Below are 24,196 nucleotides of genomic sequence, written 5' to 3' on the forward strand. Positions count from 1 at the left end.
CGCCCTCGCGCGGGGGGGGGGGGGGTGTCAGTGTTTTGTACCGGTGCTTGCTAACAATCTGGGGCGGGGTTCTGGGGGGGGTGGGGTTGGGGGGGGGGGCCCCCCCCCCGCCCTCGACAGGTGGTCCCGTGACGGCGCCGGGCCTGGGGCCCCGGAGCGGCGCCCGCCGTCGCGGCGCCGCGAGGCGTGCCCGGCCGCGGGCTACTGCGGCCAGGCGGCGTCGATGTCGCCCGCGACCTTCTGGATCGTCTGGCCCTCGGCGAACCAGGAGGTCAGCGACTTCCACTCCTGTCCGGAGCCGATCGCGGCCGGCATCATGTCGGAGGCGTCGAAGCGGAAGGTCGCGCCCGGGTCGGTCAGCGCGTCCGCCGACAACCGGTCGACCGGGTCGGTGTACAGGCTCTTGTCGACGCCCTGGTTGGCCGAGACCCAGCCGGTGGCCGTCCTCACCCGGCTGCTCGCCCAGTCCGAGCTGGACAGGTAGTTCTGCACCGCCTGCGCCTCGGGCCGGTTCGAGAACGCGGTCAGGAACTCGCCGCCGCCCTCGACCGGGCTGGGGACGCCGGGGTTCACCGCGGGCAGGTGAAAGGCGAACACGTCGCCGTCCGGAGCGATCTTCGTGTCCTTGGGCCACTGCGCCTTGTAGAAGGACGCCTGCTGGAGCATGAAGCACTTGCCGCTCAGGATCGGCGTGCCCGCGTCCTGGAACGTCGTCGTGGCGATCGACTTCACGTCGCCGAAGCCGCCGTTGACCCAGGCCGGGTTCTGCATCCAGCCGGCGACCGTCTTCATGGCAGTGGTGATCTTCTCGTCGGAGAACTTCACCTGGTGGCCCACCCACTGGTCGTACACGTCACCGCCGTACGTGCCCAGCACCACCTCCTCCAGCCAGTCGGTGGCCGGCCAGCCGGTGGCCATGCCGGAGGCGATGCCGCCGCACCACGGCTTGCCGCCGCCCGCCTTGGCGATCCTGTCGCTGAGCGCCATCAGGTCGGCCCAGGTCTTCGGCACCTCGTAGCCGGCCGCCTTGAAGGCCTTCGGCGAGTACCAGACCAGCGACTTCATGTTGGCGCTCATCGGGGCCGCGTAGAACGTGCCGTTGACCGAGCCGTAGGTCCGCCAGACCGGGCTCCACCGGTCCTGGTTGGTGACCGTCTGGGCGGGCGGCTTCACCACCTTGCCGCTCTTCACCATCTGCGCCAGCAGGCCGGGCTGCGGGATGATCGCGAAGTCCGGGGCGTTCCCGCCGGCCACGCGGACCGGCAGCTGGGACTCGAAGTCGTTCGACCCCTCGTAACTGATCCTGATCCCGGTGCACTTGGAGAACTCCGCCCAGGACTTCTCCAGGTTGTCCGACTCCGGGCTGAGGATCGAGGCGAACATCGTCACCGTGGTGCCCGAATGCCCGGCGTACGGCTGGTACTTGGCGCAGTCGCCGGACAGCGACTGGGCCGCTCCCCCGCCGTCGCCCGAACCGCCGGAGCTGTTGGAGCAGGCGGCGGTCAGCGCCAGCGCCGCGAGCAGCGCGGGCGCGGCGACCAGACGGCGGCGGGAACTCGGGGACGGTGCGGTCGGGTTGAGGGTCAATGTGGTTCTCCTCGCCAGGGCGTGCTGCCGGCTGTGGACCGAACGACATTGCGCTGTACCGGAGATAGTCGGCTGATCGGATCGTCGGATTGGACGTGCGGCCGATCCGACGACGTTAACCCAGCCGCCGGTCGCCGCCAAGGTCCGCGATCGACCTTCATCGCGCGGTGTCCCGGTCGTGACCCGACCGCGTCCCGACAAGCCGCCGCCCGTCTCCCCACGGGCTCCCGCCCCGCCAGGACACGCCGGCGGCCCCGCCCCGAAAGAGGACGGGGCCGCCGGACGGCCGTCCGTCAGAAGAGCCGGACCGGCAGCTCCAGCAGGCTGTTGACCACCAGCGACGGGCTCGGCCGCAGCTCCCCGTCCGGCACCCCGAGCGACAGCCCCGGGAACCGCTCGAACAGCGCCGGCAGCGCGACCCCCGCCTCCAGCCTGGCCAGCGGCGACCCCGGGCAGACGTGCGGACCGTGGCCGAAGGACAGGTGCCGGGACGCGTCCCGGGTGACGTCGAACACCTCCGCCGTGATGCCGTGCTGCGCCGGGTCCCGGCCGATCGCGTTGTACGAGATCAGCACCGGCTCGCCCGCCGGGATCACCGTGTCGCCGACCGGGATGTCCTCGGCGGCGAAGCGGAACAGGAAGTTGCTGGTCGGCGGCGTCCAGCGGAGCGACTCCTCCACCACCGCGTCCCACGGCACCCGCCCCGACCGCACCAGCTCCAGCTGCTCCGGGTGGGCCAGCAGCGCCCGGACGGCGTTGCCGATCAGGTTCACCGTGGTCTCGTGACCGGCCGCGATGATCACCCGCAGGGTCGCCGCCGCCTCCGCGTCGGTCAGCGCGCCGCCCTCGGTGTCCGCCGCCAGCAACACGCTCGCCAGGTCGTCACCGGGGGCCGAACGGCGCTGCGCCACCAGGTCGTTGACGAAGGCGTTCAGCCCGGCGATGGTCGCCTGGATGCCCGCCGGGTCCGGCTTGATGCCGAAGAACCGCTCGTACAGGTCGCGCAGCACGCCGTGGTCCGACTCCGGCACGCCCAGCAGCGAGCAGATCACCGTCATCGGCAGCGGGAACGCGAACGCCGACTTCAGGTCCACCTCCGGCCCGCCCGCGGCCAGCGCGTCCAGCAGCCGGTGCGTGATCTCCTCGACGCGCGGGCGCATCAGCTCCACCCGGCGCGGGGTGAACGCCTGCGCCACCAGCGCCCGCAGCCGGCGGTGCTCGGCGCCGTCCGTGGTCACCATGCTCGGACCGGGCACCGCGAGGCCGATCAGCGGCCAGGTCTTCGGGACCTCCCCGCGCTGGAAGGCGGCCCAGTGCGCGGCGTCCTTCACCAGCCGGGAATCGGTCAGCAGGTCGCGCGCCGCGGCGTGCCGGGTCACCGCCCACGCGGCGACCCCGCCGGGCAGCTCGACCGGCACCGCCGGACCGGCGGCGCGCAGCAGGGCGCCCTCGGCGGCGCTGTCGCGGGCCAGCGGGTCGAGGACGAACGGGGCCGGGGCCACGGACATCGGCAACTCTCCTTCGGACTAAGGGGCTTCGGGGCTGACGAGAGGACGGAACTTCGAACGGTTCGAGCGGTTCGAGCGGTTCGAGCGGTTCGAGCGTGGAAAGCCCGAGGACAGACCGGTCAGGCCGCGTGCCCCGGGGTGAACGAGACCGGCAGCGCCACCAGCCCCCGCACCCACGCCGACGGCCGCCACACCAGCGCGTGCTCGGCCACCGCGAGCCGCAGGTCCGGCAGCCGGTCCAGCAGCACCTCGATCGCCGTCGTGGCGATGACCTCGGCCGCCTCCTGCGCGGGGAACGGGCAGCCGTGCTCGCCGTACGAGTAGCTCATGTGCGCCCGGTTGCCCTCGGCGGGCCGGCCGTCCGGCCGGCGCACCGACGGGTCGGAATTCGCCCCGGCGAAGCCCAGCAGGAGCATGTCCCCCTCGGCGATCCGCTGGCCGCCGAGGTGGGTGTCCCGCACGGCCCACCGGCCGGCGAAGATCTGCGTCGGGGTGTCCTCCCAGAGCGCCTCGTTGAGGGCCTGGCTGATGCTGCGCCGGCCGCCCGCGAGCGAGGCCGCGAACCGCTCGTCGGTGAGCATCAGGCGCAGCGCGTTGGAGATCCAGTAGGAGGACGGCTGGTGGCCGGCGATCAGCAGCACCCGCAGGTCGCGCATCACCTCGTCCTCCGTCAGTCCGGCCGGGTGCTCCAGCATGCGCGAGGCGACGTCGGCACCCGGGTGCTCGGACTTCTCCCGCACCAGGGCGAGCATCAGCTCCAGCAGCCGCTGCGCGCCGGCCGGGGCGTCCGGGCCGCCGTCCAGCATGGTCAGCAGCGCCGTGATCAGCTCCGGAGCCTGCTCCTCGTCCAGGCCGAGCACCCGGCACAGCACCAGCAGCGGCATCCGGTGCGCGTACTCGGCGACCAGGTCCGCCTCGCCGCGGCCCGCGAAGTCGTCGATCAGCCGGTCGGCGATCTCCTCGGCGTGCTTGCGCAGCTCGTACGGGTCGACCGCGGCCAGCGCGTCGGTGACCGCCCGGGAGCGGCGCACGTGCTCCTCGCCCTCGGCGTAGAGGATCGACGGCACCGGCGCCATCATCGGCTTCAGCGGCCAGTCGGCGGGCAGGGTGTCCCAGGCGTGCCAGCGGCTGGAGTCGCGGCCGAACAACTGGGGCTGCCCGGTCACCAGTTGGAGCTCGCGGTAGCCGATGACCAGCCAGGCGGGGACGCCGCCGGCCAGTTCGACCGGGGCCACCGGGCCGTGCTGGGCGCGCAGCTCGCGGTAGAGCTGGGCCGGGTCGGTTTGGAAGCGCGGCCCGTACAGCGGCGTGGCGCCGGCGTGCGCGGGGCAGCCCGGGGGCGGGGTGACGGCGGGCTCGGTCACGGGGTGCTCTCCTCGTACTGGTGCGCCTCGTACTGCTGCGCGGGGGATTCGGCGTGGCGGGAGGCGGCCGGCTGCACGGGGAGCCCGGCCTCGGCCTCCACGAGCGCGGCCAGGTGGCCGACCAGCTCGATCAGCACCCGCTTGCCGGACTCCCGGTCCCGGGCGTCGCAGTCCACCAGCGGTACTTCCGGGGGCAGGTCGAGCGCCTCGCGGACCTGCTCCAGGGTGTGGGCCGGCTCGCCGAAGTTGTTGCGGGCCACGATGAACGGGGTGCCGTGGTGCTCCAGCCGGTCGATGGCGTACCAGGACTCCTCCAGGCGCCGGGTGTCCACCAGGACGACCGCGCCGAGCGCGCCGCTGAACAGGCGGTCCCACAGGAACCAGAAACGTTCCTGCCCCGGCGCGCCGAACAGGTAGAGCACCTGGCTCTCGGAGAGCGTGATCCGGCCGAAGTCGAAGGCGACCGTCGTGGAGCGCTTGCCCCACGCGCCGGCCGGGTCGATGCCCTCGCCCGCCCGCGTCATGACCTCCTCGGTGTTCAGCGGACGGATCTCGCTGACCGAGCCGACCAGCGTCGTCTTGCCGACGCCGAAGCCGCCGACCACGACGATCTTCAGCGCGTTGTCGGCGGTCGCGCGCAGCGGGGTGCGGCCGGTGACCGGGGCCGTCGCCGGGGCCTCCGTCGAAGCCGTCGAAACCGCCGGAGCCGCCGTCGTGGAGGGGTCAGAGCCGTTGGAGGCCATGCAGCACCTGCTTCAGCGTGTCGAGATCGGGCAGCCGCGCCTTGTTCGGCGCGAACCGGGGGTGCCGGGCGGTGACGGCCCCGGACTCCAGCAGGTCACCGAGCAGGATCTTCACCACCGAGACCGGCAGCGCCAGCTCCGCCGCGACCTCCACGACGGCGGTCGGGGCCTCGCACATCCGCAGGATGCGCGCGTGCTCCGACTGCATGCCCGGCGCCGGCTCCCGCTCGGCGACGATCAGCGTGACCAGGTCGAAGGCGTTCTCCGGGGAGCGGCTGCGGCCCCGGGTGATCGTGTAGAGGCGGTCCGGGTCGTCGTCCCGACCCGGCAGGACCGGCCCGGCGTTCATGCCCGGGCGCTCTCGTGCGTCCCGGTCTCCTCCACCGACCTGGCCGGCGCGCTCAGGTGGACGCCGATCTGCTCGATCAGGCCGTGCATGTTGTGGCCGACCACGCCCACGTCCGCCTCGTCGTCCGTGACGACGGCCAGGTGCGCGCCCTCGCCGGCCGCCACGATGCACAGGATGCCGCCGTGGAACTCGGTCATCGACTGCCGGACGCCGCCGGTGCCGTCGCCGAACTCGATCGAGGCGCCGTGCGCCAGGCTCTGCAGGCCGGAGGCGATCGCGGCCAGCTGGTCGGCCCGGTCGGCGTCGAGGCCGGAGGTGTGGCAGAGCTTGAGGCCGTCGGCGGAGAGCACCAGGGCGTGCCGGGCGCCGGGGGTGACGCTCAGCAGGTTTTCCAACAGCCAGTCGAGGTCACGGTCGGTCGCGCTGCTCATCAGGAGTCCTTCTCGGTGACGGGGGAAGGGTCGGGCGTGGTGTCGGTGTCCGTGGTCGGGGTGTCCGTGGTCGCGGTGGCCAGGATCGGGGCGTCCATGGTCGCGGTGTCCTCCGCGGCGCGCTGGGCGGCCCGGCGGAAGGCGCCGAACCGGGCGGCGGCCGTCGAGGCGTCCGCGCGGACGGGTTTCGCGGACGGGGCCGCCGCCGCGGGGGCGGTGGCGGCGAGGGTCTGGCCGCGGCGGCGCTGCGGCAGGCCGCTGTCGGTGATCGGGGTGGGCGTGAGCGGCAGCGGGGCCGGTGCGGCCGGAGTGGGGACCACCGGGGCGGTGGGCACGGGCGGCAGCGGAGCGGGCGCCGGGCGCGCTGGGGTGAGCGCGGGGCGCACCGTCTCAGCGACCGGCGGCTGGACCGGGGCGGGCGCCGGAGCGCCGTGCGTGAGCAGCTGCTGCGGGACCAGCACCACCACGCCCGTACCGCCGCGCGCCGACGGCCGGAACGAGATCTGCAGGCCGTGCTTGCGGGCCAGCACGCCGACCACCGCGAGGCCCAGCCGGGTACCGGCGGAGAGCGTGGCGAGGTCCAACGGCTCGGCGGAGACGGCCCGTTCGGCCCGGCGCAGCCAGCTGTCGCTCAGGCCGAGACCGCTGTCCTCGACGGTGATCGCCAGCCCGGCCGACACCTCCTCGACGTAGACGTGCACCTCGGCCGGCGGGGCGGAGAAGTTGGTGGCGTTGTCGAGGAGTTCGGCCAGCGCGTGCATCACGCCCTCGGCCGCGTACCCGGCGACGGCCGCGGTGCTGGCGTTGTGCAGCCGCACCCGCTGGTAGGCGCCGATCCGGCCGAGCGCACCGCGCAGCACCGACTCCACCGCGATCGGCTTGGCCCAGCGGCGGCCCGAGCGCGCACCGGTGAGCACCGCGATGCTGTCGGCCATGCGGCCGGCCTGGGCGGTCGAGTGGTCCAGTCGCAGGAGGTCGCCGAGGACCTCCTCGTCGTGCCGGTGCTGCATCTCGCGCAGCTCCGCGTGCATGCTCGTGGCCAGCGCCTGGACGCGCCCGGCGGCCGTCGCGCACACCGCGAGCGCGGCGGCCCGCAGCCGTTCGCCCCGGCCGACCTCCTCCGCGACGACGCGCAGCAGCGCGTGCTGGGGGTGCGCACGGTGGGCGGTCAGCGCGCTGTCGACGGACGCGCCGTTCCGGAGCTTCTTCACGACCTCGGGCAGGACGCCGTCGGCGAGCCGGTCGAGGTCCGCGCGCTCGGCCTCGGCCGCGGCCCGGGCCTCCTCGGTCCGCGCCCGCGCCTCGTCGAGCTCGGCACCCAGCCGGGCCAGCTCGGCGTGCGCGGCGACGACGTCCGCCGCGATCCGGGCCTGCTCGGCCCGGGCGGCGTCCCGCTCGGCGCGGGCGGAGGCCGCGTCGTCGTGCGCGGCGGTCTCGGCCTGCCGGGCGGAGCCGGCGAGGACGAGGGCGGCGGTCGTCTCCTGGTGCTGGACGGCGAGGTCCTCGGCCAGCCGCCGGGAGCGCTCGGTCCCGCTCGCGGCCACGCCGACGGCGATCAGCCACAGGACGCTGACGGCCCCCACAGCGAGCGCGGTCAGCGGCTGGTGGGCGCTCAGCGCCCGGCCGATCCCGACCGGCGCAGCGACCAGGGCGAGCAGGACGGCCGCGGCGGTCAGCACGACGGTCCGTGGCGCGGGCGGTCGGCGCGGGCCGCCGTCGGAGCTGGTGGCTTCTCTCATCAGTGCGGTCCTCGACAACGGCGGCGGCTCGGGCGGCGGATCGGCGACACTGGTGGCACTAGTGGCACCGACGGTGGTTCGAGCGCATACGAGGCCGCCCGGCGGCGTCGCGAAACGTCTCCGGGCGGCTGATCGATTCACGCTTTCGGCCGATCATATCGATTCAGACATTGCCCTCAAGCAGCCAGTTGACGGTCAATCTCGTTCATTCACGTCGCCTACACCGATTCGCGACGTCCGACGGATGCCCACGGCACGCCCACCGCATGCCCGACCGAGCCGAAAGCAGGCGCCGAGCGGGCGCCCGACCGAACCGCACCCGCCCTCAGGCCAGCTTCGCCTCCACCGCCTGCCGGACGGCCCCCAGGTCCAGCCCGTGATCGACGATCACCCGCGCCCCGAGCCCGTCCCCCTCCCGGATCACCCCGAGCAGCAGGTGCCCCACCGCGATCTGACCGGACTTCAGCCGCAGCGACTCCCGCAGCGACAGCTCCAGTGCCTTCTTCGCCCCGGAGCCGAACCGACTGCGGGCCGGTTTCGCGTCCGCCTGCCTGAACCAGCCGCGCCGCTTCGGCCCCTCCTCGGCCGGCGCGTCCAGCGCCCCCTCGCCGAAAGCCGCCTCCACGGCCGACCGGACGGCGTCCAGGTCCACCCCGATCGAGGCCAGCGCCTCGGCGTCGTCGCGCGGCCCGATCAGCCGGGCCACCGCCTGCCGCGCCGTCTCCCGGTCCAGGCCGGCGGCGATCAGGACCGCGGCCCCGGGGTCCGCCTCCTGCGCCAGGATCCCCAGCAGCAGGTGCTCCGTGCCGACACCGGCCTGCCGCAGCAGCCGGGCCTCGTCCTGGGCCACGAACACCACGCTCCGCGCCCCGTCGGTGAATCGCTCGAACATCGCTCAGTCTCCGTCCTGCTCCGGGCCGGCCCCCCGCCGGGCGTACTTCTTGTGCACGGCCTGCCGGGTCACCCCGAGGCAGACCGCGATGTCCTGCCAGGACCAGCCCTGCGCACGGGCGTTGCCCACCTGGAGCTTCTCCAGGCGGTCCGCCAGGTCGCGCAGGGCCCGGACCGACCGGAGCCCCACGGCGGGGTCCCGGCTGCTCGCGGCTGCCGCGAGCTCTCCGCTCTCGCTCATGGTGTCAACTTTGGTTGACGCGGGCGCATGTGTCAACCCTGGTTGACATCAGCGATGGCCGAAGCGCTCCGCCAGGGTCTCCTCGAAGGTGCCCCGGCCCACCGCGCGCTCCGGGGCGAGGAGGCCGCCCGCCCGCAGCTCGCGGACGGCCGAGCCCGGGAGGCTCAGGGGGAGCAGCAGCTGGCGGCGGCCGGTGGCGCGGAGGTAGGCCTCGGCCAGGTCCCGGTACGTCCGCGCCTGCGGGCCGCCGACCTCGGGCGCGTAGCCGGACGGCCCCTCCCCCACCAGCTCCACGACGTGCGCGGCGGCCTCCCGGACGTCCACCGGCTGGCACCGCACCCCGGTGAGCACCGGGAACACCGGCAGCTTCGCCGAGGCGCCGAAGAACCTCAGCAGCAGGTCGTGGAACTGCGTCGCCCGCAGCACCGTCCAGCCCAGCCGGGACTCCCGCACGACCCGCTCGCACGCGTACTTCGTCCGGTAGTACGGGATCGGCACCCGGTCGACGCCGACGATCGACACGTACACGAGGTGCCGCACCCCGGCTCGTTCGGCCGCCGCGACCAGGTGCCGCACGGCGTCCAGGTCCTTCTTGCCCTGGGAGGTCGCGCAGTCGATCACCGTCTCCACCCCGGCCACCGCCGCAGCGACCCCGTCCCCCGTCACCAGGTCGCCGGCCACCCACTCGACCCCGTCCGCCCCGCCGCCCCGGACCCGCCGGCTCAACCCGCGCACCGCCACCCCACGCGCGACCAGCAGCCGCACCACCTCCCGCCCCAACGTCCCCGTCGCCCCGGTCACCAGCACCGTCATGACTCACCCGCTCCTCTCCGAAAGCCTTCACCCCCTACCGACAGTCCACCGGCCCCATCCGTGACATCGGCGTCCCGAGGCGGAGGGACACACCGATACGGGCGGACATTCATGCGGACGGGCATGAAAAAGCGGGGCGAGGACCGTGAAGTCCTCGCCCCGCTTCAGTGGCTCACCTCAGGCGAGGTGACACCGGGGTCGGGCGTGATCAGCTGCAGCCGCTGGTGGAGCCGCAGCCCTCGCAGAGGTAGCAGCTGCCGGCGCGGCGCATCTTGGTGCCGCAGGAGAAGCACAGCGGGGCGTCGGCGTTGAGGCCGAGCTGGATCTCCATCAGCTCCGTGGAGTTGTGGGCCTGCTTCGCCGGGGCCTTGGGCGCCGGCGCGACCGGGGCCGGGGCGGGCTTGGCGGCCACCGGGGCCACCGGGGCGGACTGGGCGAGGGACTCGGTGTCGAGCTCCTCGGCCTCCAGCGGCTCGTACGAACCCGTCTCCAGGTGGCGCTGGCGCTCCTCGACGGAGTGGATGCCGAGCGCCGAGCGGGTCTCGAAGGGCAGGAAGTCCAGCGCCAGGCGGCGGAAGATGTAGTCGACGATCGACTGCGCCATCCGCACGTCCGGGTCGTCGGTCAGGCCGGCCGGCTCGAAGCGCATGTTGGTGAACTTCGAGACGTAGGTCTCCAGCGGCACGCCGTACTGGAGGCCGACCGAGACGGCGATGGAGAAGGCGTCCATCATGCCCGCGAGGGTCGAGCCCTGCTTGGACATCTTCAGGAAGACCTCGCCGAGGCCGTCGTCCGGGTAGGAGTTGGCCGTCATGTAGCCCTCGGCGCCACCGACCGTGAAGGAGGTGGTGATGCCCGGGCGGCCCTTGGGCAGGCGCTTGCGGACCGGGCGGTACTCGACGACCTTCTCGACCGCGGCGGGGGCCTGGGCCTCCTCGGCCTTGGTCTCGGAGTCCTTCTTCTTGGCCGAGAGCGGCTGGCCGACCTTGCAGTTGTCGCGGTAGATGGCGAGCGCCTTGACGCCCATCTTCCACGCCTCGAAGTAGATCTCCTCGATCTCCTCGACGGTGGCGCTCTCGGGCATGTTCACGGTCTTGGAGATGGCGCCGGAGATCCACGGCTGGATCGCGGCCATCATCCGCACGTGGCCCATGGCCGAGATGACGCGCTCGCCCATCGCGCAGTCGAACACCTCGTAGTGCTCGGCCTTGAGGCCCGGCGCGTCGACGACGTTGCCGTGCTCGCCGATGTGGGCGACGACCGCCTCGATCTGCTCGTCCTGGTAGCCGAGGCGCTTGAGGGCGCGCGGGACGGTGCCGTTGACGATCTGCATCGAGCCGCCGCCGACGAGCTTCTTGAACTTGACCAGGGCGAGGTCGGGCTCGACGCCGGTGGTGTCGCAGTCCATCATCAGGCCGATGGTGCCGGTCGGGGCGAGGACCGAGGCCTGGGCGTTGCGGAAGCCGTTCTGCGCGCCGAGGCGCAGCACGTCCTGCCAGGTCTTGTTGGCCGCGAGCCAGACCGGGGCGTCCAGGTCGTCGAGGGAGACGGCGTCCAGCGAGGCGTCCGCGTGCTGCTTCATGACCCGCTGGTGCGGGGCGGCGTTGCGGGCGTAGCCGTCGTACGGGCCGACGACGCCGGCGAGCTCGGCGCCGCGACGGTAGGCGGTGCCGGTCATCAGCGAGGTGATGGCGCCGGCCAGGGCGCGGCCGCCCTCGCTGTCGTAGGCGTGGCCGGTGGCCATCAGCAGGGCGCCGAGGTTGGCGTAGCCGATGCCGAGCTGGCGGTAGGCGCGGGTGGTCTCGCCGATCTTCTCGGTCGGGAAGTCGGCGAAGCAGATGGAGATGTCCATCGCGGTGATGACCAGCTCGACGACCTTGGCGAAGGTGACGGCGTCGAACCCCTGCCCACCGTTGGACGCAGTGTCGTCGCGCAGGAACTTCATCAGGTTGAGCGAGGCGAGGTTGCAGCTGGAGTTGTCCAGGTGCATGTACTCGGAGCAGGGGTTGGACGCGTTGATGCGGCCGGACTCCGGGCAGGTGTGCCAGTGGTTGATGACGGAGTCGTACTGGATGCCGGGGTCGGCGCAGGCCCAGGCGGCCTCGGCCATCTTGCGGAACAGCTTCTTCGCGTCGACGGTCTCGATGACCTCGCCGGTGAGGCGCGCGCGCAGGCCGAATTCGGTGCCGTTCTCGACGGCGGTCATGAATTCGTCGGAGACGCGGACCGAGTTGTTGGCGTTCTGGTACTGGACGGAGGCGATGTCGTCGCCGCCGAGGTCCATGTCGAAGCCCGCGTCGCGCAGGGCGCGGATCTTCTCCTCCTCCTTCACCTTGGTCTCGATGAAGGCCTCGACGTCCGGGTGGTCGACGTCGAGCACGACCATCTTGGCGGCCCGGCGGGTGGCGCCGCCGGACTTGATGGTGCCGGCGGAGGCGTCGGCACCGCGCATGAAGGAGACCGGGCCGGAGGCGTTGCCGCCGGAGGTGAGGAGCTCCTTGGAGGAGCGGATGCGGGAGAGGTTGAGGCCGGCGCCGGAGCCGCCCTTGAAGATCATGCCCTCTTCCTTGTACCAGTCGAGGATCGACTCCATGGAGTCGTCGACGGCCAGGATGAAGCAGGCGCTGACCTGCTGGGGCTGCTTGGTGCCGACGTTGAACCAGACCGGCGAGTTGAAGCTGAACACCTGGTGGAGGAGGGCGTGGGTCAGCTCGTGCTCGAAGATCTCGGCGTCGTCCTTGGCGGCGAAGTAGCCGTGCTTCTCGCCGGCGGCGCGGTAGGTGAGCACCACGCGGTCGATGATCTGCTTGAGGCTCCACTCGCGCTGCGGGGTGCCGACGGCGCCGCGGAAGTACTTGGACGTGACGATGTTGACCGCGTTGACCGACCAGAAGTCGGGGAACTCGACGCCGCGCTGCTCGAAGTTGACCGACCCGTCGCGCCAGTTGGTCATGACGACGTCGCGCCGCTCCCAGCGGACCTCGTCGTACGGGTGGACGCCAGGGGTGGTGTAGATGCGCTCCATCCGGAGACCGCCCTTGGGCGCCTTGCCGGCACCCTTCGCCGCGGCCTTGTCGGACTTCGACCCGCGTGCGGAACCGCTCGTGGTGTCTGTCACTTCTCGCTCCTCCTCCTGGGCAAACGCCCGACTCCTGGGCAAACGCCCGTGGTGCCCCGAAAAGTCCGGGCACCGCTGGTTCGTTCTTCCGGTGTGCGGGCAGGCGAGAGCCTCGCCCGCTTGCGCACGGTTTGTGATGTTCTGTGCCCGGATTCCGGGCACGCGTGGGCCCCGGAGGGCCGTCGTGGCACGGCCCGGCCCCGTGGGGCCGGGTGGGGGCGCCTCCTAGGGCGCGGCGGCGGCAACGGGCACGCAGGCGCCCTCCGCCTCGGCGGGCCGTCCGGCGCGGATCTCCGCGATGGCGGCCTCGAAGTCTTCCAGTCCGTCGTACGCCTGGTACACGCTGGCGAAGCGCAGGTAGGCGACCACGTCGAGTTCCTTGAGCGGGCCGAGTATGGCCAGCCCGACGTCGTGGGTGGTCAGCTCGGCGTTGCCGGTGGCGCGCACGCACTCCTCGACCCGCTGGCCGAGCAGGGCGAGGGCGTCCTCGGTGACCGGGCGGCCCTGGCAGGCCTTGCGGACACCGGAGATGACCTTCTCCCGGGAGAACGGCTCGGTGACCCCACTGCGCTTGATGACCATCAGCGCGGCCGTCTCCACGGTGGTGAAGCGGCGGCCGCAGTCCGGGCACTGCCGGCGACGGCGGATCGAGCTGCCGTCCTCGGTGGTCCGGCTGTCGACGACGCGGCTGTCGGAGTGCCGGCAGAAGGGGCAGTGCACCTGAAGGATCCCTCCCTGGCAGGACGTGCGGACTGGGTCGAGTCTATGCGATGTGCCCCGGGCCTCGGCAAGCTGATCATGCGCCGTGACCACTACCACTGGGCACGGAGAGGACTGTAGCCACTAGATGTAGGCCTCGGGGGGAAGTGACACCCCTGGCGTGTCGACGCCGATTAGACTGCGGAAGTCGAGTTCTTGTCGAACATTCGATCGATGTACAACAAAGCCTTGATCGAGTCAGCCAACTCTCGAATAATTCACTCGAACGTGTGTTTGGCGCAACCTTTCGATACGGGGTGCGTTGGGCTGGAAAAGGGAGAGGACAGCCGTCGAGAGGGGCCGCCGTGAACACCATCGAAAGCAACACCATCCCGGTGCAGGAACACTCCCAGTTCAAGGTGGGGCAGCGCACCACGAATCAGCAGAGTGTGGACGTCAGCATGGACCGTAGCGAAGACCACCGCCTCTCCGGCCCGGCCGTTTCCAGCGCGAGCCGCGTCCCCGATCAGCCGATCGAACACTCCCCCGTCCTGGACGAGGCCCACCCCGCGCCCGCGCGGGCGATGCCCGGCCGCCCCCCCGGGATCCGCACCGACGAGGCCGGGCTCACCGAGCGCCAGCGCCGCGTCATCGAGGTCATCCGGGATTCCGTCCAGCGCCGGGGCTACCCGCCGTCCATGCGCGAGATCGGCCAGGCCGTCGGCCTGTCCAGCACCTCCTCGGTCGCCCACCAGCTGATGGCCCTGGAGCGCAAGGGCTTCCTGCGCCGGGACCCGCACCGCCCGCGCGCCTACGAGGTCCGCGGCGTCGAGGTGGCCCGCCCGAACACCGCCGAGACGGCCGGCCGGCCGTCCACCTCGTACGTCCCGCTGGTCGGCCGGATCGCCGCCGGCGGTCCGATCCTGGCCGAGCAGACGGTCGAGGACGTCTTCCCGCTGCCGCGCCAACTGGTCGGCGAGGGCGAGCTGTTCGCGCTCACCGTGCGCGGCGACTCGATGATCGAGGCGGCCATCTGCGACGGCGACTGGGTCACCGTGCGCCGCCAGCCGGTCGCCGAGAACGGCGACATCGTGGCCGCGATGATCGACGGCGAGGCCACCGTCAAGCGGCTCAAGCGCGAGGACGGCCGGATCTGGCTGATGCCGCACAACCCCGCCTACGAGCCGATCAACGGCGACAACGCGACCATCCTGGGCAAGGTGGTGGCGGTCCTGCGCCGCCTCTGAGCGGGTCCGCCCGCACGCACCGGGAAGGGGCTCCACCGCGTTCGCGCGGGGAGCCCCTCCGGCGTTCCCCGAATCCTGCAAGGGGCCCGCGAGCGGTCTACGAGCCGCGCTTCACCACCGGCCTGACCGGCGCCGCCGAGGCGTCGATCGCCGCCAGCGAGCGGCGCACCTGGTTGCGGTCCGTCGTGTACCAGAACTCCGGCATCGAGGAGCGGAAGAAGCCCCCGTAGCGCTTGGTCGCCACCCGCGGGTCGAGCACCGCCACGATGCCGCGGTCGTCGGCCGCGCGGACCAGCCGGCCCGCGCCCTGCGCCATCAGCAGCGCCGCGTGCGTCGCCGCGACCGCCATGAAGCCGTTCCCGCCGCGCTGTTCGACGTCCTTCTGGCGGGCGCTCATCAACGGGTCGTCCGGCCGGGGGAACGGGATGCGGTCCATCACCACCAGCTGGCAGGCCGAGCCGGGCACGTCGACGCCCTGCCAGAGCGAGAGCGTGCCGAACAGGCAGGTGGTCGCGTCCGAGGCGAACTCGCGGATCAACTCGCCCAGGGTGTCCTCGCCCTGGAGCAGGATCCGGTTGTCCAGCCGCTCGCGCATCGCCTCGGCGGCGGCCTGCGCGCCGCGCATCGAGGAGAAGAGGCCCAGCGTCCGGCCGCCGGCCGCGCCGATCAGCTCCGCCAACTCGTCGAGCATGTCCGGCCGTTCGGGGTCGCGGCCGGGCTCGGAGAGGTGCTTGGCGACGTACAGGATGCCCTGCTTGGGGTACTTGAACGGCGAACCGACGTCGATGCCGCGCCAGTGCGGCACCGCGTCCTCGCCGAAGCCGGCGCCGGCGTCCGGGTTGTCCCCGGGCGTGCGCTCGTCCGGCAGCCGGGCCTCCGAGGGCAGGCCGACCGAGCCGGCCACGCCGTTGAAGTCCCCGCCGAGCTTGAGCGTGGCCGAGGTCAGGACGACCGAGCGCTCCTTGTAGAGGCCCTCGCGCAGCAGCCCGGAGACGCTCAGCGGCGCGACCCGCAGCGAGGCCGTGCCCATCCCGAAGCGGTCGTTGCGCTCGATCCAGACCACGTCGTACTCGGAGTCCTCCAGCAGCCGCTCGGCGGTCTCGTGGACCGTCTCCACCGAGGCCATGGCCTGCTTGCGGACCGCGTCCTCGTCGGTGAGCCCCTTGTCCCTGGTCTCGCCGAGCGAGGTGATCACCTGCCGGGCGGAGTCCCGGATGGCCGTGACGGCGTACGCCAGGTACTCGGGCAGTTCCTCGACCCGGCCGGGCTGGGCGGTCTCCATCAGGCCGTGGTAGTTCTCGGCCGCGGCCTGGAGCGCGTCGACGGCCTTCTCGTTGGCGAGCCGCGCGGCCCGCTTGACCGCCCGGTTGACGGCGCCGACGGTCAGCTCGGCGGTGGCCGCGCCGGTGACCCGGTTGACCAGTTCGTGCGCCTCGTCGACGATCAGCAGCCCGTGCTCGGGCAGCACCGGCGCGCCCTCGATCGCGTCGATCGCGAGCATCGCGTGGTTGGTGACGACGACGTCCGCGAGCTTGGCCCGCTCCCTGGCCTTCTCCGCGAAGCACTCCTGCCCGTACGCGCAACGCGTCGCGCCCAGGCACTCCTTGGACGTGACCGACAGCTGGGACCAGGCCCGGTCGGACACGCCGGGGCTCATGTCGTCGCGGTCGCCGGTCTCGGTCTCGTCCGCCCACTCGCGCAGCCGCAGCACCTCCTGCCCGAGCTTGCTGGCCGGCCCGCCGAGCGCCTCGGCGGCGTCGAACAGGCCCTCGCCCTCGTCGCTCGGGGTGCCCTCGTTGGCCCGGTGCAGGCACAGGTAGTTGGAGCGGCCCTTGAGCATCGCGAACAGCGGCCGGCGGCGCAGCACCGGGTGCAGCGCGTCGACCGTGCGCGGCAAGTCGCGTTCGACCAGCTGGCGTTGGAGCGCCAGGGTGGCGGTGGCGACCACGACGCGGTCCCCGTGCGCGAGGGCCGGCACCAGGTACGCGAGGGACTTGCCGGTGCCGGTGCCGGCCTGGACGAGCAGGTGCTCGGCGTTGTCGACCGCGTCGGCGACGGCCTCGGCCATCTTCACCTGACCGGGGCGTTCCACGCCGCCGACGGACTCGACGGCGGCGTGGAGCAGCTCGGGGATGCGCGAGCGGGGGACCGCGACGGCTTCCCCGGTCTCGGCCGGGGCGGGTGCGTCCTCGCCGGGGAGCTGGGTTTGGGAGTCGTTCGTCATGACCCTCCCACCCTACGGCGCGGGGGTGACAATCCGGTCGCGTCGCCCCGGAAGATCCGCGCCGGGGGTGACGAGGGCGTTGGGCACCGTGCCGTGCCGGGCGGCGTGCGGGCGGTGCGGGCGGTCCTGGTAGCCGTCGAGGAGGAGCCGGTTGCGGTTGAGGCAGAGCCGGTCGATCCGCGGGGTGAGGAGGTCGAACAGCTCGAAGCGCTCGCGCAGCTCGGGGAAGCGGTCCTGGTGGCGGGCGATCTCGTCGCGCAGGAGGGCCCAGAAGTCGGCCTCGGGCAGGCCGGTCTGCGCCTCCAGGAGTGGGGCGAGGTAGCGGAAGACGCCGATGAAGAGCCCGGAGTGGAGGAACTGGCACAGGCCCTGCGGGGGCTCGCGGAGCAGGACGTCGTCGACCTCGGCGGGCAGGTCGCGCAGTTCGGGCAGGTCCTCGTCGCTCAGGTTGACGTCGTCGACGAAGTCCTTGACCGCGAGCCGGGCCGGGGCGTCGTGCGCGTCGAAGACGACGATGGCGTTCTCGCCGTGCGGGGAGAAGACCAGCCCGTAGCGGTAGAGGAAGTGCAGCAGCGGCGGCAGCATGGCGGCGAACAGCCGGCGGGTCCACTCGGCGGGGGCGAGCCCGGAGCGGGCGATCAGCTCGGCGGCGAGGGCGCGGCCGTCGGAGCCGGTCTGCAGGAGGGACGCGAGGGTGCGGGCGCGTTCGCCGCCGTCCAGGAAGGGGCCGAGCGGTTCGCGCCAGATCGCGCCGAGGAGTTCCTTGTACTGGTAGGGCGCCTCGGGCAGGTCGCGGTAGAGCGGGTGGTCGACGGTGACGGAGGCGATCTCGCCGAGCAGGATCACCCGGCACTCGTCGCGCAGGAACGGGTCCGCGTCGCGCAGGCCGTGGATCCAGGCGGTGACAGCGGGCGCGGCGAGGGTGCGCTCCACCGGCAGCCCGCGCCAGACCAGGGTGTTGAGGATGGAGAGCGGCAGTTTGACGGTGCAGCGTTCGGGGTGGGCGGTGTTGAAGAAGGAGCGGATGGACTGCTGGGGCAGCCGTGGGTCGCCGTCGGAGGGCAGCGGGACGATCTCGCCGGAGGCGATCCAGGGCGCGAACAGCGGGACGACCGTCTCGTCCCACTGCCAGGGGTGGACGGGCAGCAGCAGGTAGTCGTCGGCGTCGGGGCCGAGCGCGGCGCGCAGCGCGCCGGGGTCGTCGAGCTCGCGGGCGTAGAGCTGCTCGGGCCGTTCGAGCCCGGGCACGCCGCGGTAGCGGGCGAGCCGGCGGTGGACGGCGATCCAGGGCAGCGGGCGCGGGGTGCGCGCCTCGGGGGCCCAGTGGGCGGCGTCGGCGGCGGAGAAGCCGATCCGGCCCTTGTTGGGGACGATCCAGGGGTGGCCCTCCTGGCGGCCCTCCAGCGCGGCGTGGTCGAGGTCGGCGAGTTCGGCGGCGGTGAGCGCGGTGGCCAGCTGGTGCGCGTCGGCGGTGAGGGTGGCGGTGAGCTCACGGATCAGGTGGCCGGTGGTCTCGCCGCGCAGGCCGAGGGTGTGCCGGGCGTACGGGAGGAAGCGCAGCGGGTCGAGGCCGTCCTCGCGGTCGCAGCGGACGGAGTCCGGGTCGACCCGCCAGCTGCCGTAGGCGCCGCGGCGGGCGGTGAAGCGGTACTCGGCCTCGGGCAGCCCGAGCAGGTACTCGTCGTCCGCGTCCGGGACGGGGACCGGGGTGAGCAGTTCCTCGTAGGCGAACTCGCCGAGCATCTTGGCCAGCAGCGCGCGCCCGGCCCGCTGCCAGGGCCCGGGGGTGAGCTGCGGCGGCAGGTAGAGCGGCGGTTCAGCGGCCGGCGGTTGCGGCACGGGTCAGCTCCTGGGGGTGGGGGAAGGCGGGGACGGGCGGCGCGAAGCCGGTCCACGCGGTGCGGGTGGGCAGCCGGTGGACGGTGCGGCCGGTGACGGCGTTGAGGATGACGGCGGCGCGGTGGGCGCCGAGTCCGAGGTCGGGGGTGCCGACGCCGTGGGTGTGCAGTTCGGCGTTCTGGACGTAGAGGCCGCCGGTGAGTTCGGGCCGGGTGGCGACGCGGTGGTCCGGGTCGACCCGGTAGCGCCCGGCCGCGTCCCAGTCGATGAGGTGGGCGAGCGGTTCGAGCGCGGCCGGGCGGGCGGCCCGGTAGCCGGTGGCGAGCACCACGGCGTCGGTGCGCACGAGGTGCTCGGCGCCGGAGTCGGTGTGCCGGCAGCGCAGTTCGAGGCCGCCGCAGGGCCCGGTCCCGGCCTCGGTGACGGCGGTGCCGGGGGTGATCTCGACCGGGGCGGTGTCGATCGGGCGGCCGATGGTCCGCTCGTAGAGGTGGTCGTGGATCTCGGCGAGGGTCTCGGCGCTGGCGGCCTTGTGGAGCTGCCACTGGGCGGCGACCAGGGTGTCCCGGACGGGCTCGGGCAGGCCGTGGAAGTACCGGGTGTAGTCGGGGGTGAAGTGCTCCAGCCCGAGCTTGGAGTACTCCATGGGTGCGAGGGCCCGGGTGCGGGTGAGCCAGCGCAGCCGGACGCCGTCGCCGTCGTGGCGGCGCAGCAGGTCGAGGAAGACCTCGGCGCCGGACTGGCCGCTGCCGACGACGGTGATGTCCCGGGCGCCGCCGAGGGCGGCCCGCCGGTCGAGGTAGTCGGCGGAGTGGAACGCCCCGGGGTGGCCGTCGAGGGCGGCGAAGGCCTCGGGCAGGACGGGCCGGGTGCCGACGCCGAGCGCGAGGTTGCGGGCGCGCACGCGGCTGCGCCGGCCGGTCGCGGTGTCGGTCAGCTCGGCCCGGAACAGGCCGTCCTCCCAGTGCAGTTCGCTGACCTCGGTGCCGAACCGGCAGGTGCCGAGCCGTTCGGCGGCCCAGCGGCAGTAGTGGTCGTACTCGCGGCGCGGCAGCTGGAAGCGCTCGGCGAAGTAGAACGGGAACAGCCGTTCCTGGTCGCGCAGGTAGTTGAGGAAGGACCACCGGTTGGTCGGGTCGACCAGGGAGACCAGGTCGGCGAGGAACGGCACCTGCATCCGGGCCCCGTCGACCAGCATCCCCGGGTGCCAGCGGAACTCCGGGCGCTGGTCGCAGAAGAGCGTCCGCAGGCCGGGGACGGGCTCGGCGAGCGCGGCGAGCGAGAGGTTGAACGGGCCGATGCCCACGCCGAGCAGGTCGTACGGCGGCTGGGGGGTCGAGGAGTGCACGGGGGTGTCCTAGGCGGGGAGTGGGGCGCGGTCGCGGATCATCAGGGCGGCGCGCTTGGCGGGCAGGTCGAGCTCGCCGGCCGGGCGGAACCCGGCGCGTTCGAAGGCCCGGACCGAGCGCCGGTTGCGGACGTCGGGTTCGGCCACCACCCGTTCGCAGCGCGGCCGTTGCCGCAGGATCCGGTCGGCGAGGGCGGCCAGCAGGACGGCGCCCAGGCCCCGGCCGCGGCTCGCGGCGGGGCCGAGCAGCAGGTGGACGCCGGTGTCGTGGGGCCGGGCCGGGTAGTGCGCGGCGAGCGGGTCGAGGTCGGCGCGGTAGACCTCCCAGTAGCTCATCGGGGTGCCGTCGAGCAGGCCCAGGCAGGGCACGCTGCGCCCGTCGCCGTCGAGCTGGGCCCGGACGTGCTCCGCGGTGACGGCGGGCGGGCCGGCGAGCTCCCAGAAGGCGGCGACCTCGGGGTCGTTCATCCAGCAGGCGAGCAGGTCGAGGTCGGCGGGCAGCCGGACCGGGCGGAGCCGGAACCCGCCGGCCGGGGTGGGGGTCTCGCCCCACCCGGGCACGTCGTCGAGCATCATGCCTCCGCCTCTCCCCCAGCCTTGGCGGCTGGGAGGTACCCCCATCGCTCGGCGGGGGCATTCGCCCACGCGCACCTCTTCCTGGTTCACTCTCCCCCAGCCTCCGGCCGGGGGGACCCCCACCGCTCGCTCACGCACGCGTCCGCCAGGGGGTTGGGGATGTCCACGTAGACGGACTGCGTGGCGACCGGGCCGACCAGCTCGTCCAGGCCGTTGATCCGGGTGAGCAGGTTGGCCTTGCAGGGCAGCGTCGGCGCGTCGAGCAGCAGGGCGGGCAGCGTCGAGCCGGTGGCGGTCGCCTCCGGTCCGGCGAGGAAGCGGCGCAGCGCGGCGAGCAGCACCGTTTCGTCGGCGAGCCCCTGGGAGCCGAGCGCGCCGACCAGGCCGAGCACGTGGTTGATGCCGAGGTAGTAGGCGAAGTGGTGGTCGATCACGTCGTCCGGGAGGAAGGTGTCGCTGTGCTCGCCGAGGCCGGGCAGCCGGGCGGTGAGCCGCTCGCGGGCGCTCTCCCGGTAGTAGTAGCCCTGGTTGTCGCGGTAGCGCCCGCCGCGGGGCCAGCCTTCGGCGTCGAGCAGGACGAGGCTGTTCTGCTGGTGCGCCTCCAGGGCGATGCCGCCGCGGCCGTCCAGCCACAGGACGGGGAGCACGACGGCGTCCAGGTAGCGCAGGAACCATTCAGCGGCCACGGTGCGCAGCGGGCGGCCGCAGCGCACGGCGAGCGCACGGAGGGTGTCGCCGAGCCGGGACGGCACGGTGGTGCCGGTGCCGAGCGGCTGTTCGGCGACGAGCCCGGCGACGCACAGCGCGCGGTCGGCGGGGGCGAAGGGCTGGGCGCGCAGGACGGTGTCCAGGCCGCCGGGGTCGCCGAGGGCGGGGTGGTCGACGCCGATCCAGGCGGGGTCGCGGACGACGTCGAAGCCCGGGTGGGCGGCCCGCCACTCGGCGGCGAGTCCGCTCTCCAGCAGCCGGTGCACCTCCAGGCCGCGGTGGAGCTCCTTGCGCAGGTTCTCCCGGCGGGAGTTGGTGATCCGCAGGCCGAGCGAGAGCTTGAGCATCCACGGGGTGCCGGGCCGGTAGACGGTGCGCACCGACGAGGTGGGGTACCAGGGGTCGCCGGCCGGGCCGAGGTCGTGCAGGAGTCCTTCGGCGAGCAGGGCGGCGACGGCCGGGCGGTGGGCCAGCTCGCGGGCCTGCCAGGGGTGCAGGGGCAGGGCGGCGGTGCCGGGCGGCAGCGGGGCGCGGTCGCCGAGCAGGCGGGCGGTGATCCGCTCGGCGGTCTCGGGGAGGGCGGATCCGGCGGCGAGCAGGGCCCGGTCGACGGCGTACCAGTGGAGTTGGAAGGAGCCGTGCAGTTCGGGCGAGTAGGCGGCGCTCTGGGCCGGGCCGAGGCCGTCGCGGCTCTTGGGGGTGGGGTGCAGGGGGTGGCCGAGCAGCAGGGACTGTTCGGCGGCGAGGAAGTGGGAGCCTTCCGGTCCGCCGGGCGCGGCGCCGGTGCGGCGGTGGGCGAGGATCTCGGCGGTGCGCACGACGGAGTCGGCGACCCTGGCGGCGAGGTCGGCGACCTGTCCGGGGTCGGGCCGGTCGGCGGCCGCGGCGGCGAGCAGCGCGGCGGCGGTGACGGCGTCCACCGGGGCGTCGGGGGCGCCGTCGCCGGCGCCGAGGCGGGCCGGGCCGAAGCGGTGCCAGCCGCCGGGTGACCAGTGGCGGACGGGCGCGGAGAGCCGTGCGGCGCCGCCGAGCACGGCGATCCGCAGTCGGCCGTCCGGTCCCGGGCGGGCGCCGGTCTCGCGCGTCCAGCAGCGCAACAGGGCCTCCAGCGCGGCCTGTTCGGCGGCGACGGCGGGGTCGGGGTGCAGCAGCGGGTCTGGCCCGGCCGGCCGGTCCGCGGGCGGCAGCGTTTCGGGCGGGGCTCCGGTCAGGGCGGCGGTGCTCAAGGGTGCTCCTCGGGACGCGTGGGGTGCGGACGCGCGCGGATGGCGGAGGGGGGTTCGGCGGGCGCTCGCACCGTCGCGTCAGGTAAGGGTTACCTATCCCTGACGGGTGATCACAAGGACGGCTCACTCGTCCGGGTGAAGATCGGTGATTGTTCACCGCCGGGGAGGACGCCCGGTTGTACCGGTGGCTCCTGTGGAGGCTTCGTCACGGATCGGTGACCACCGCTCAGGAGCCGCAACCCGGGGGCGCCCGGCGCCGTCCTCCCGACCAGTGGAAGACTCCTACCCCGGACCGTCCCGTCCACGAACCACCGTCCCGTCCACGCACCGATCCACAGGGGGAAGCGCACAGATGCCATCGATCCACCGGTCCGCCGTCGCAGCCGTCCTCGCCGCCGGCACCCTGTTCGCGGTGAGCGCCTGCGGCCCGGACGGCCCGTCCTCGGCCACCGGCACGGACACCGCCGCACCGCCGCCCGCCTCGGCGAGCGGCCCCGGCAGCCCCGCCCCCGGCGGCGGCGTCATCGGCGGGATCACGCTGCCCTCGGGCATCCCCACCAGCCTGCTGGAGGGCCTGCCCAAGAGCTGGGACGACCTGAAGAAGTGGAAGTTCGAGGACTGGGACAACTGGGCGTCCAAGCACGTCTTCAACAACCCGGTCGTGAAGGACTTCTGGAACCCGGACAAGATGGGCGACTCCAAGCCGGCCGACCCGGCCCCGCCCACCGCCAAGCCGGCCGCCGACGACGGCGTGACCGACCCCGAGCCGCCGGTGGTCAAGGCCGTGCCGGTGCCGCGCCCGTACACCAAGCAGCCCTCCGGCAAGGTGTTCTTCAGCGCCCAGGGCGGCCGGGGCAACTGCTCGGCGACGGTCATCACCGACCCGCAGCACCCGGGCAAGAGCAACCTGGTCTGGACGGCCGGCCACTGCGTGCACGAGGGCAAGGGCGGCAACTACTACAAGGACCTCGTGTTCGTGCCCGCCTACAACAACTCGGGCGCCTCCAGCGGCGGCAAGAAGGCCCCGCTGTCCGAGCTGGCCCCGCTCGGCACCTGGTGGGCCGACCAGGTCACCACCTCGCCGCAGTGGGTGGTCGAGGGCGGCGGCACCGGGGACTCCGCCAGCCAGTACGACTTCGCGATCATGCACGTGAGCAACCAGAGCGGCACCGGCAAGTCGCTGGAGGAGACGGTCGGTTCGGCCGTCCCGGTCTGGTTCGACGCCCCGCGCGACCGGCTCTCCGTCTCGGCCGTCGGCTACCCGCTCTACAAGCCGTTCGACGGCCAGGAGCTGTACAAGTGCGACGGCGGGAAGCCGACCCGCCTGTCCTTCGACCCGAAGCGGCCGTCGATGCTCACCATCGGCTGCAACATGACCCAGGGCGCCAGCGGCGGCGGCTGGTTCGCCACCATGCCCGACGGGCGGACGGCGCTGGTCAGCAACACCTCGATCGGCACCCAGGAGCACACCTCGCTGAGCGGCCCGTACCTGGAGACGGTCGCCAAGAACGCCCTGGACTGGATCTCCAGGAAGCAGTGACCGCG

At 73.3% G+C, this 24,196-nt stretch carries 19 protein-coding genes; 2 read left to right on the top strand and 17 right to left on the bottom strand.

Annotated elements, in window-relative coordinates; all coding sequences use genetic code 11:
* Window positions 1–201: 201 nt before the first annotated feature.
* The 12 genes from ACFVU9_RS08825 to nrdR all read right to left on the bottom strand — a co-directional run bounded on the left by ACFVU9_RS08825 (window position 202) and on the right by nrdR (window position 13,504).
* Window positions 202–1,587: an ABC transporter substrate-binding protein gene (locus ACFVU9_RS08825; RefSeq protein ID WP_387591368.1), complete on the bottom strand. Its 1,386-nt coding sequence runs from the start codon at window positions 1,585–1,587 to the stop codon at window positions 202–204.
* Between the two features lie 293 nt (window positions 1,588–1,880).
* Window positions 1,881–3,095, bottom strand: coding sequence for a cytochrome P450 (locus ACFVU9_RS08830; protein ID WP_387591370.1), 1,215 nt, complete (start codon window positions 3,093–3,095; stop codon window positions 1,881–1,883).
* Between the two features lie 119 nt (window positions 3,096–3,214).
* Complete coding sequence (locus ACFVU9_RS08835; RefSeq protein ID WP_387591373.1) at window positions 3,215–4,459, bottom strand: cytochrome P450; 1,245 nt, start codon at window positions 4,457–4,459, stop codon at window positions 3,215–3,217.
* On the bottom strand, window positions 4,456–5,202 hold the full coding sequence (locus ACFVU9_RS08840; RefSeq protein WP_387591376.1) for an ATP/GTP-binding protein: 747 nt from the start codon (window positions 5,200–5,202) through the stop codon (window positions 4,456–4,458). The genes ACFVU9_RS08835 and ACFVU9_RS08840 overlap by 4 nt, the downstream gene beginning before the upstream one ends.
* Window positions 5,183–5,551, bottom strand: a complete 369-nt coding sequence (locus tag ACFVU9_RS08845) for a DUF742 domain-containing protein (protein ID WP_329924666.1) — start codon at window positions 5,549–5,551, stop codon at window positions 5,183–5,185. Before ACFVU9_RS08845 ends, ACFVU9_RS08840 begins: the two co-directional genes overlap by 20 nt.
* Window positions 5,548–5,982, bottom strand: coding sequence for a roadblock/LC7 domain-containing protein (locus tag ACFVU9_RS08850; protein ID WP_329924667.1), 435 nt, complete (start codon window positions 5,980–5,982; stop codon window positions 5,548–5,550). Before ACFVU9_RS08850 ends, ACFVU9_RS08845 begins: the two co-directional genes overlap by 4 nt.
* A complete protein-coding gene (locus tag ACFVU9_RS08855) occupies window positions 5,982–7,721 on the bottom strand; it encodes a sensor histidine kinase (protein ID WP_387591378.1) in 1,740 nt (579 codons plus the stop codon). The genes ACFVU9_RS08850 and ACFVU9_RS08855 overlap by 1 nt, the downstream gene beginning before the upstream one ends.
* Window positions 7,722–8,046: 325 nt before the next feature.
* Window positions 8,047–8,613 (bottom strand): Clp protease N-terminal domain-containing protein, encoded by a 567-nt coding sequence (locus ACFVU9_RS08860; protein WP_387591381.1) that lies wholly within the window; start codon window positions 8,611–8,613, stop codon window positions 8,047–8,049.
* Between the two features lie 3 nt (window positions 8,614–8,616).
* A complete protein-coding gene (locus ACFVU9_RS08865; protein WP_359964858.1) occupies window positions 8,617–8,853 on the bottom strand; it encodes a helix-turn-helix domain-containing protein in 237 nt (78 codons plus the stop codon).
* A 48-nt stretch (window positions 8,854–8,901) separates the two neighbouring features.
* Window positions 8,902–9,666, bottom strand: a complete 765-nt coding sequence (locus tag ACFVU9_RS08870; RefSeq protein WP_387591384.1) for an SDR family oxidoreductase — start codon at window positions 9,664–9,666, stop codon at window positions 8,902–8,904.
* A gap of 208 nt (window positions 9,667–9,874) precedes the next feature.
* Entirely contained in the window at window positions 9,875–12,784 is a 2,910-nt protein-coding gene (locus ACFVU9_RS08875) for a vitamin B12-dependent ribonucleotide reductase (protein WP_387591386.1), read from the bottom strand.
* Between the two features lie 225 nt (window positions 12,785–13,009).
* Window positions 13,010–13,504: a transcriptional regulator NrdR gene (gene nrdR, locus ACFVU9_RS08880; RefSeq protein ID WP_363651086.1), complete on the bottom strand. Its 495-nt coding sequence runs from the start codon at window positions 13,502–13,504 to the stop codon at window positions 13,010–13,012.
* Window positions 13,505–14,067: 563 nt separating this feature from the next.
* Between nrdR and lexA the strand changes: the two genes are divergently transcribed.
* A complete protein-coding gene (lexA, locus tag ACFVU9_RS08885) occupies window positions 14,068–14,730 on the top strand; it encodes a transcriptional repressor LexA (RefSeq protein WP_224281048.1) in 663 nt (220 codons plus the stop codon).
* A 97-nt stretch (window positions 14,731–14,827) separates the two neighbouring features.
* Here lexA and ACFVU9_RS08890 read toward each other — a convergent pair whose 3' ends face one another.
* The 5 genes from ACFVU9_RS08890 to ACFVU9_RS08910 are packed head-to-tail and all read right to left on the bottom strand — an operon-like array spanning window position 14,828 to window position 22,651.
* The gene (locus ACFVU9_RS08890; RefSeq protein ID WP_380439468.1) at window positions 14,828–16,954 is read right to left on the bottom strand and encodes an ATP-dependent DNA helicase; all 2,127 of its coding nucleotides are present in this window, start codon (window positions 16,952–16,954) and stop codon (window positions 14,828–14,830) included.
* Between the two features lie 12 nt (window positions 16,955–16,966).
* On the bottom strand, window positions 16,967–18,793 hold the full coding sequence (locus ACFVU9_RS08895; protein WP_387591388.1) for an IucA/IucC family protein: 1,827 nt from the start codon (window positions 18,791–18,793) through the stop codon (window positions 16,967–16,969).
* Window positions 18,771–20,141, bottom strand: a complete 1,371-nt coding sequence (locus ACFVU9_RS08900; protein WP_387591390.1) for a lysine N(6)-hydroxylase/L-ornithine N(5)-oxygenase family protein — start codon at window positions 20,139–20,141, stop codon at window positions 18,771–18,773. Before ACFVU9_RS08900 ends, ACFVU9_RS08895 begins: the two co-directional genes overlap by 23 nt.
* Window positions 20,142–20,150: 9 nt before the next feature.
* On the bottom strand, window positions 20,151–20,762 hold the full coding sequence (locus ACFVU9_RS08905; protein ID WP_387591391.1) for a GNAT family N-acetyltransferase: 612 nt from the start codon (window positions 20,760–20,762) through the stop codon (window positions 20,151–20,153).
* Between the two features lie 41 nt (window positions 20,763–20,803).
* The gene (locus ACFVU9_RS08910) at window positions 20,804–22,651 is read right to left on the bottom strand and encodes an IucA/IucC family protein (RefSeq protein ID WP_387591392.1); all 1,848 of its coding nucleotides are present in this window, start codon (window positions 22,649–22,651) and stop codon (window positions 20,804–20,806) included.
* A gap of 352 nt (window positions 22,652–23,003) precedes the next feature.
* Here ACFVU9_RS08910 and ACFVU9_RS08915 point away from each other — a divergent pair, with 352 nt between their 5' ends.
* Window positions 23,004–24,191 (top strand): trypsin-like serine peptidase, encoded by a 1,188-nt coding sequence (locus tag ACFVU9_RS08915; protein WP_380439458.1) that lies wholly within the window; start codon window positions 23,004–23,006, stop codon window positions 24,189–24,191.
* Window positions 24,192–24,196 lie beyond the last annotated feature (5 nt).

It is taken from the genome of Kitasatospora sp. NPDC057936 (assembly GCF_042887525.1).
Classification (GTDB): Bacteria; Actinomycetota; Actinomycetes; order Streptomycetales; family Streptomycetaceae; genus Kitasatospora.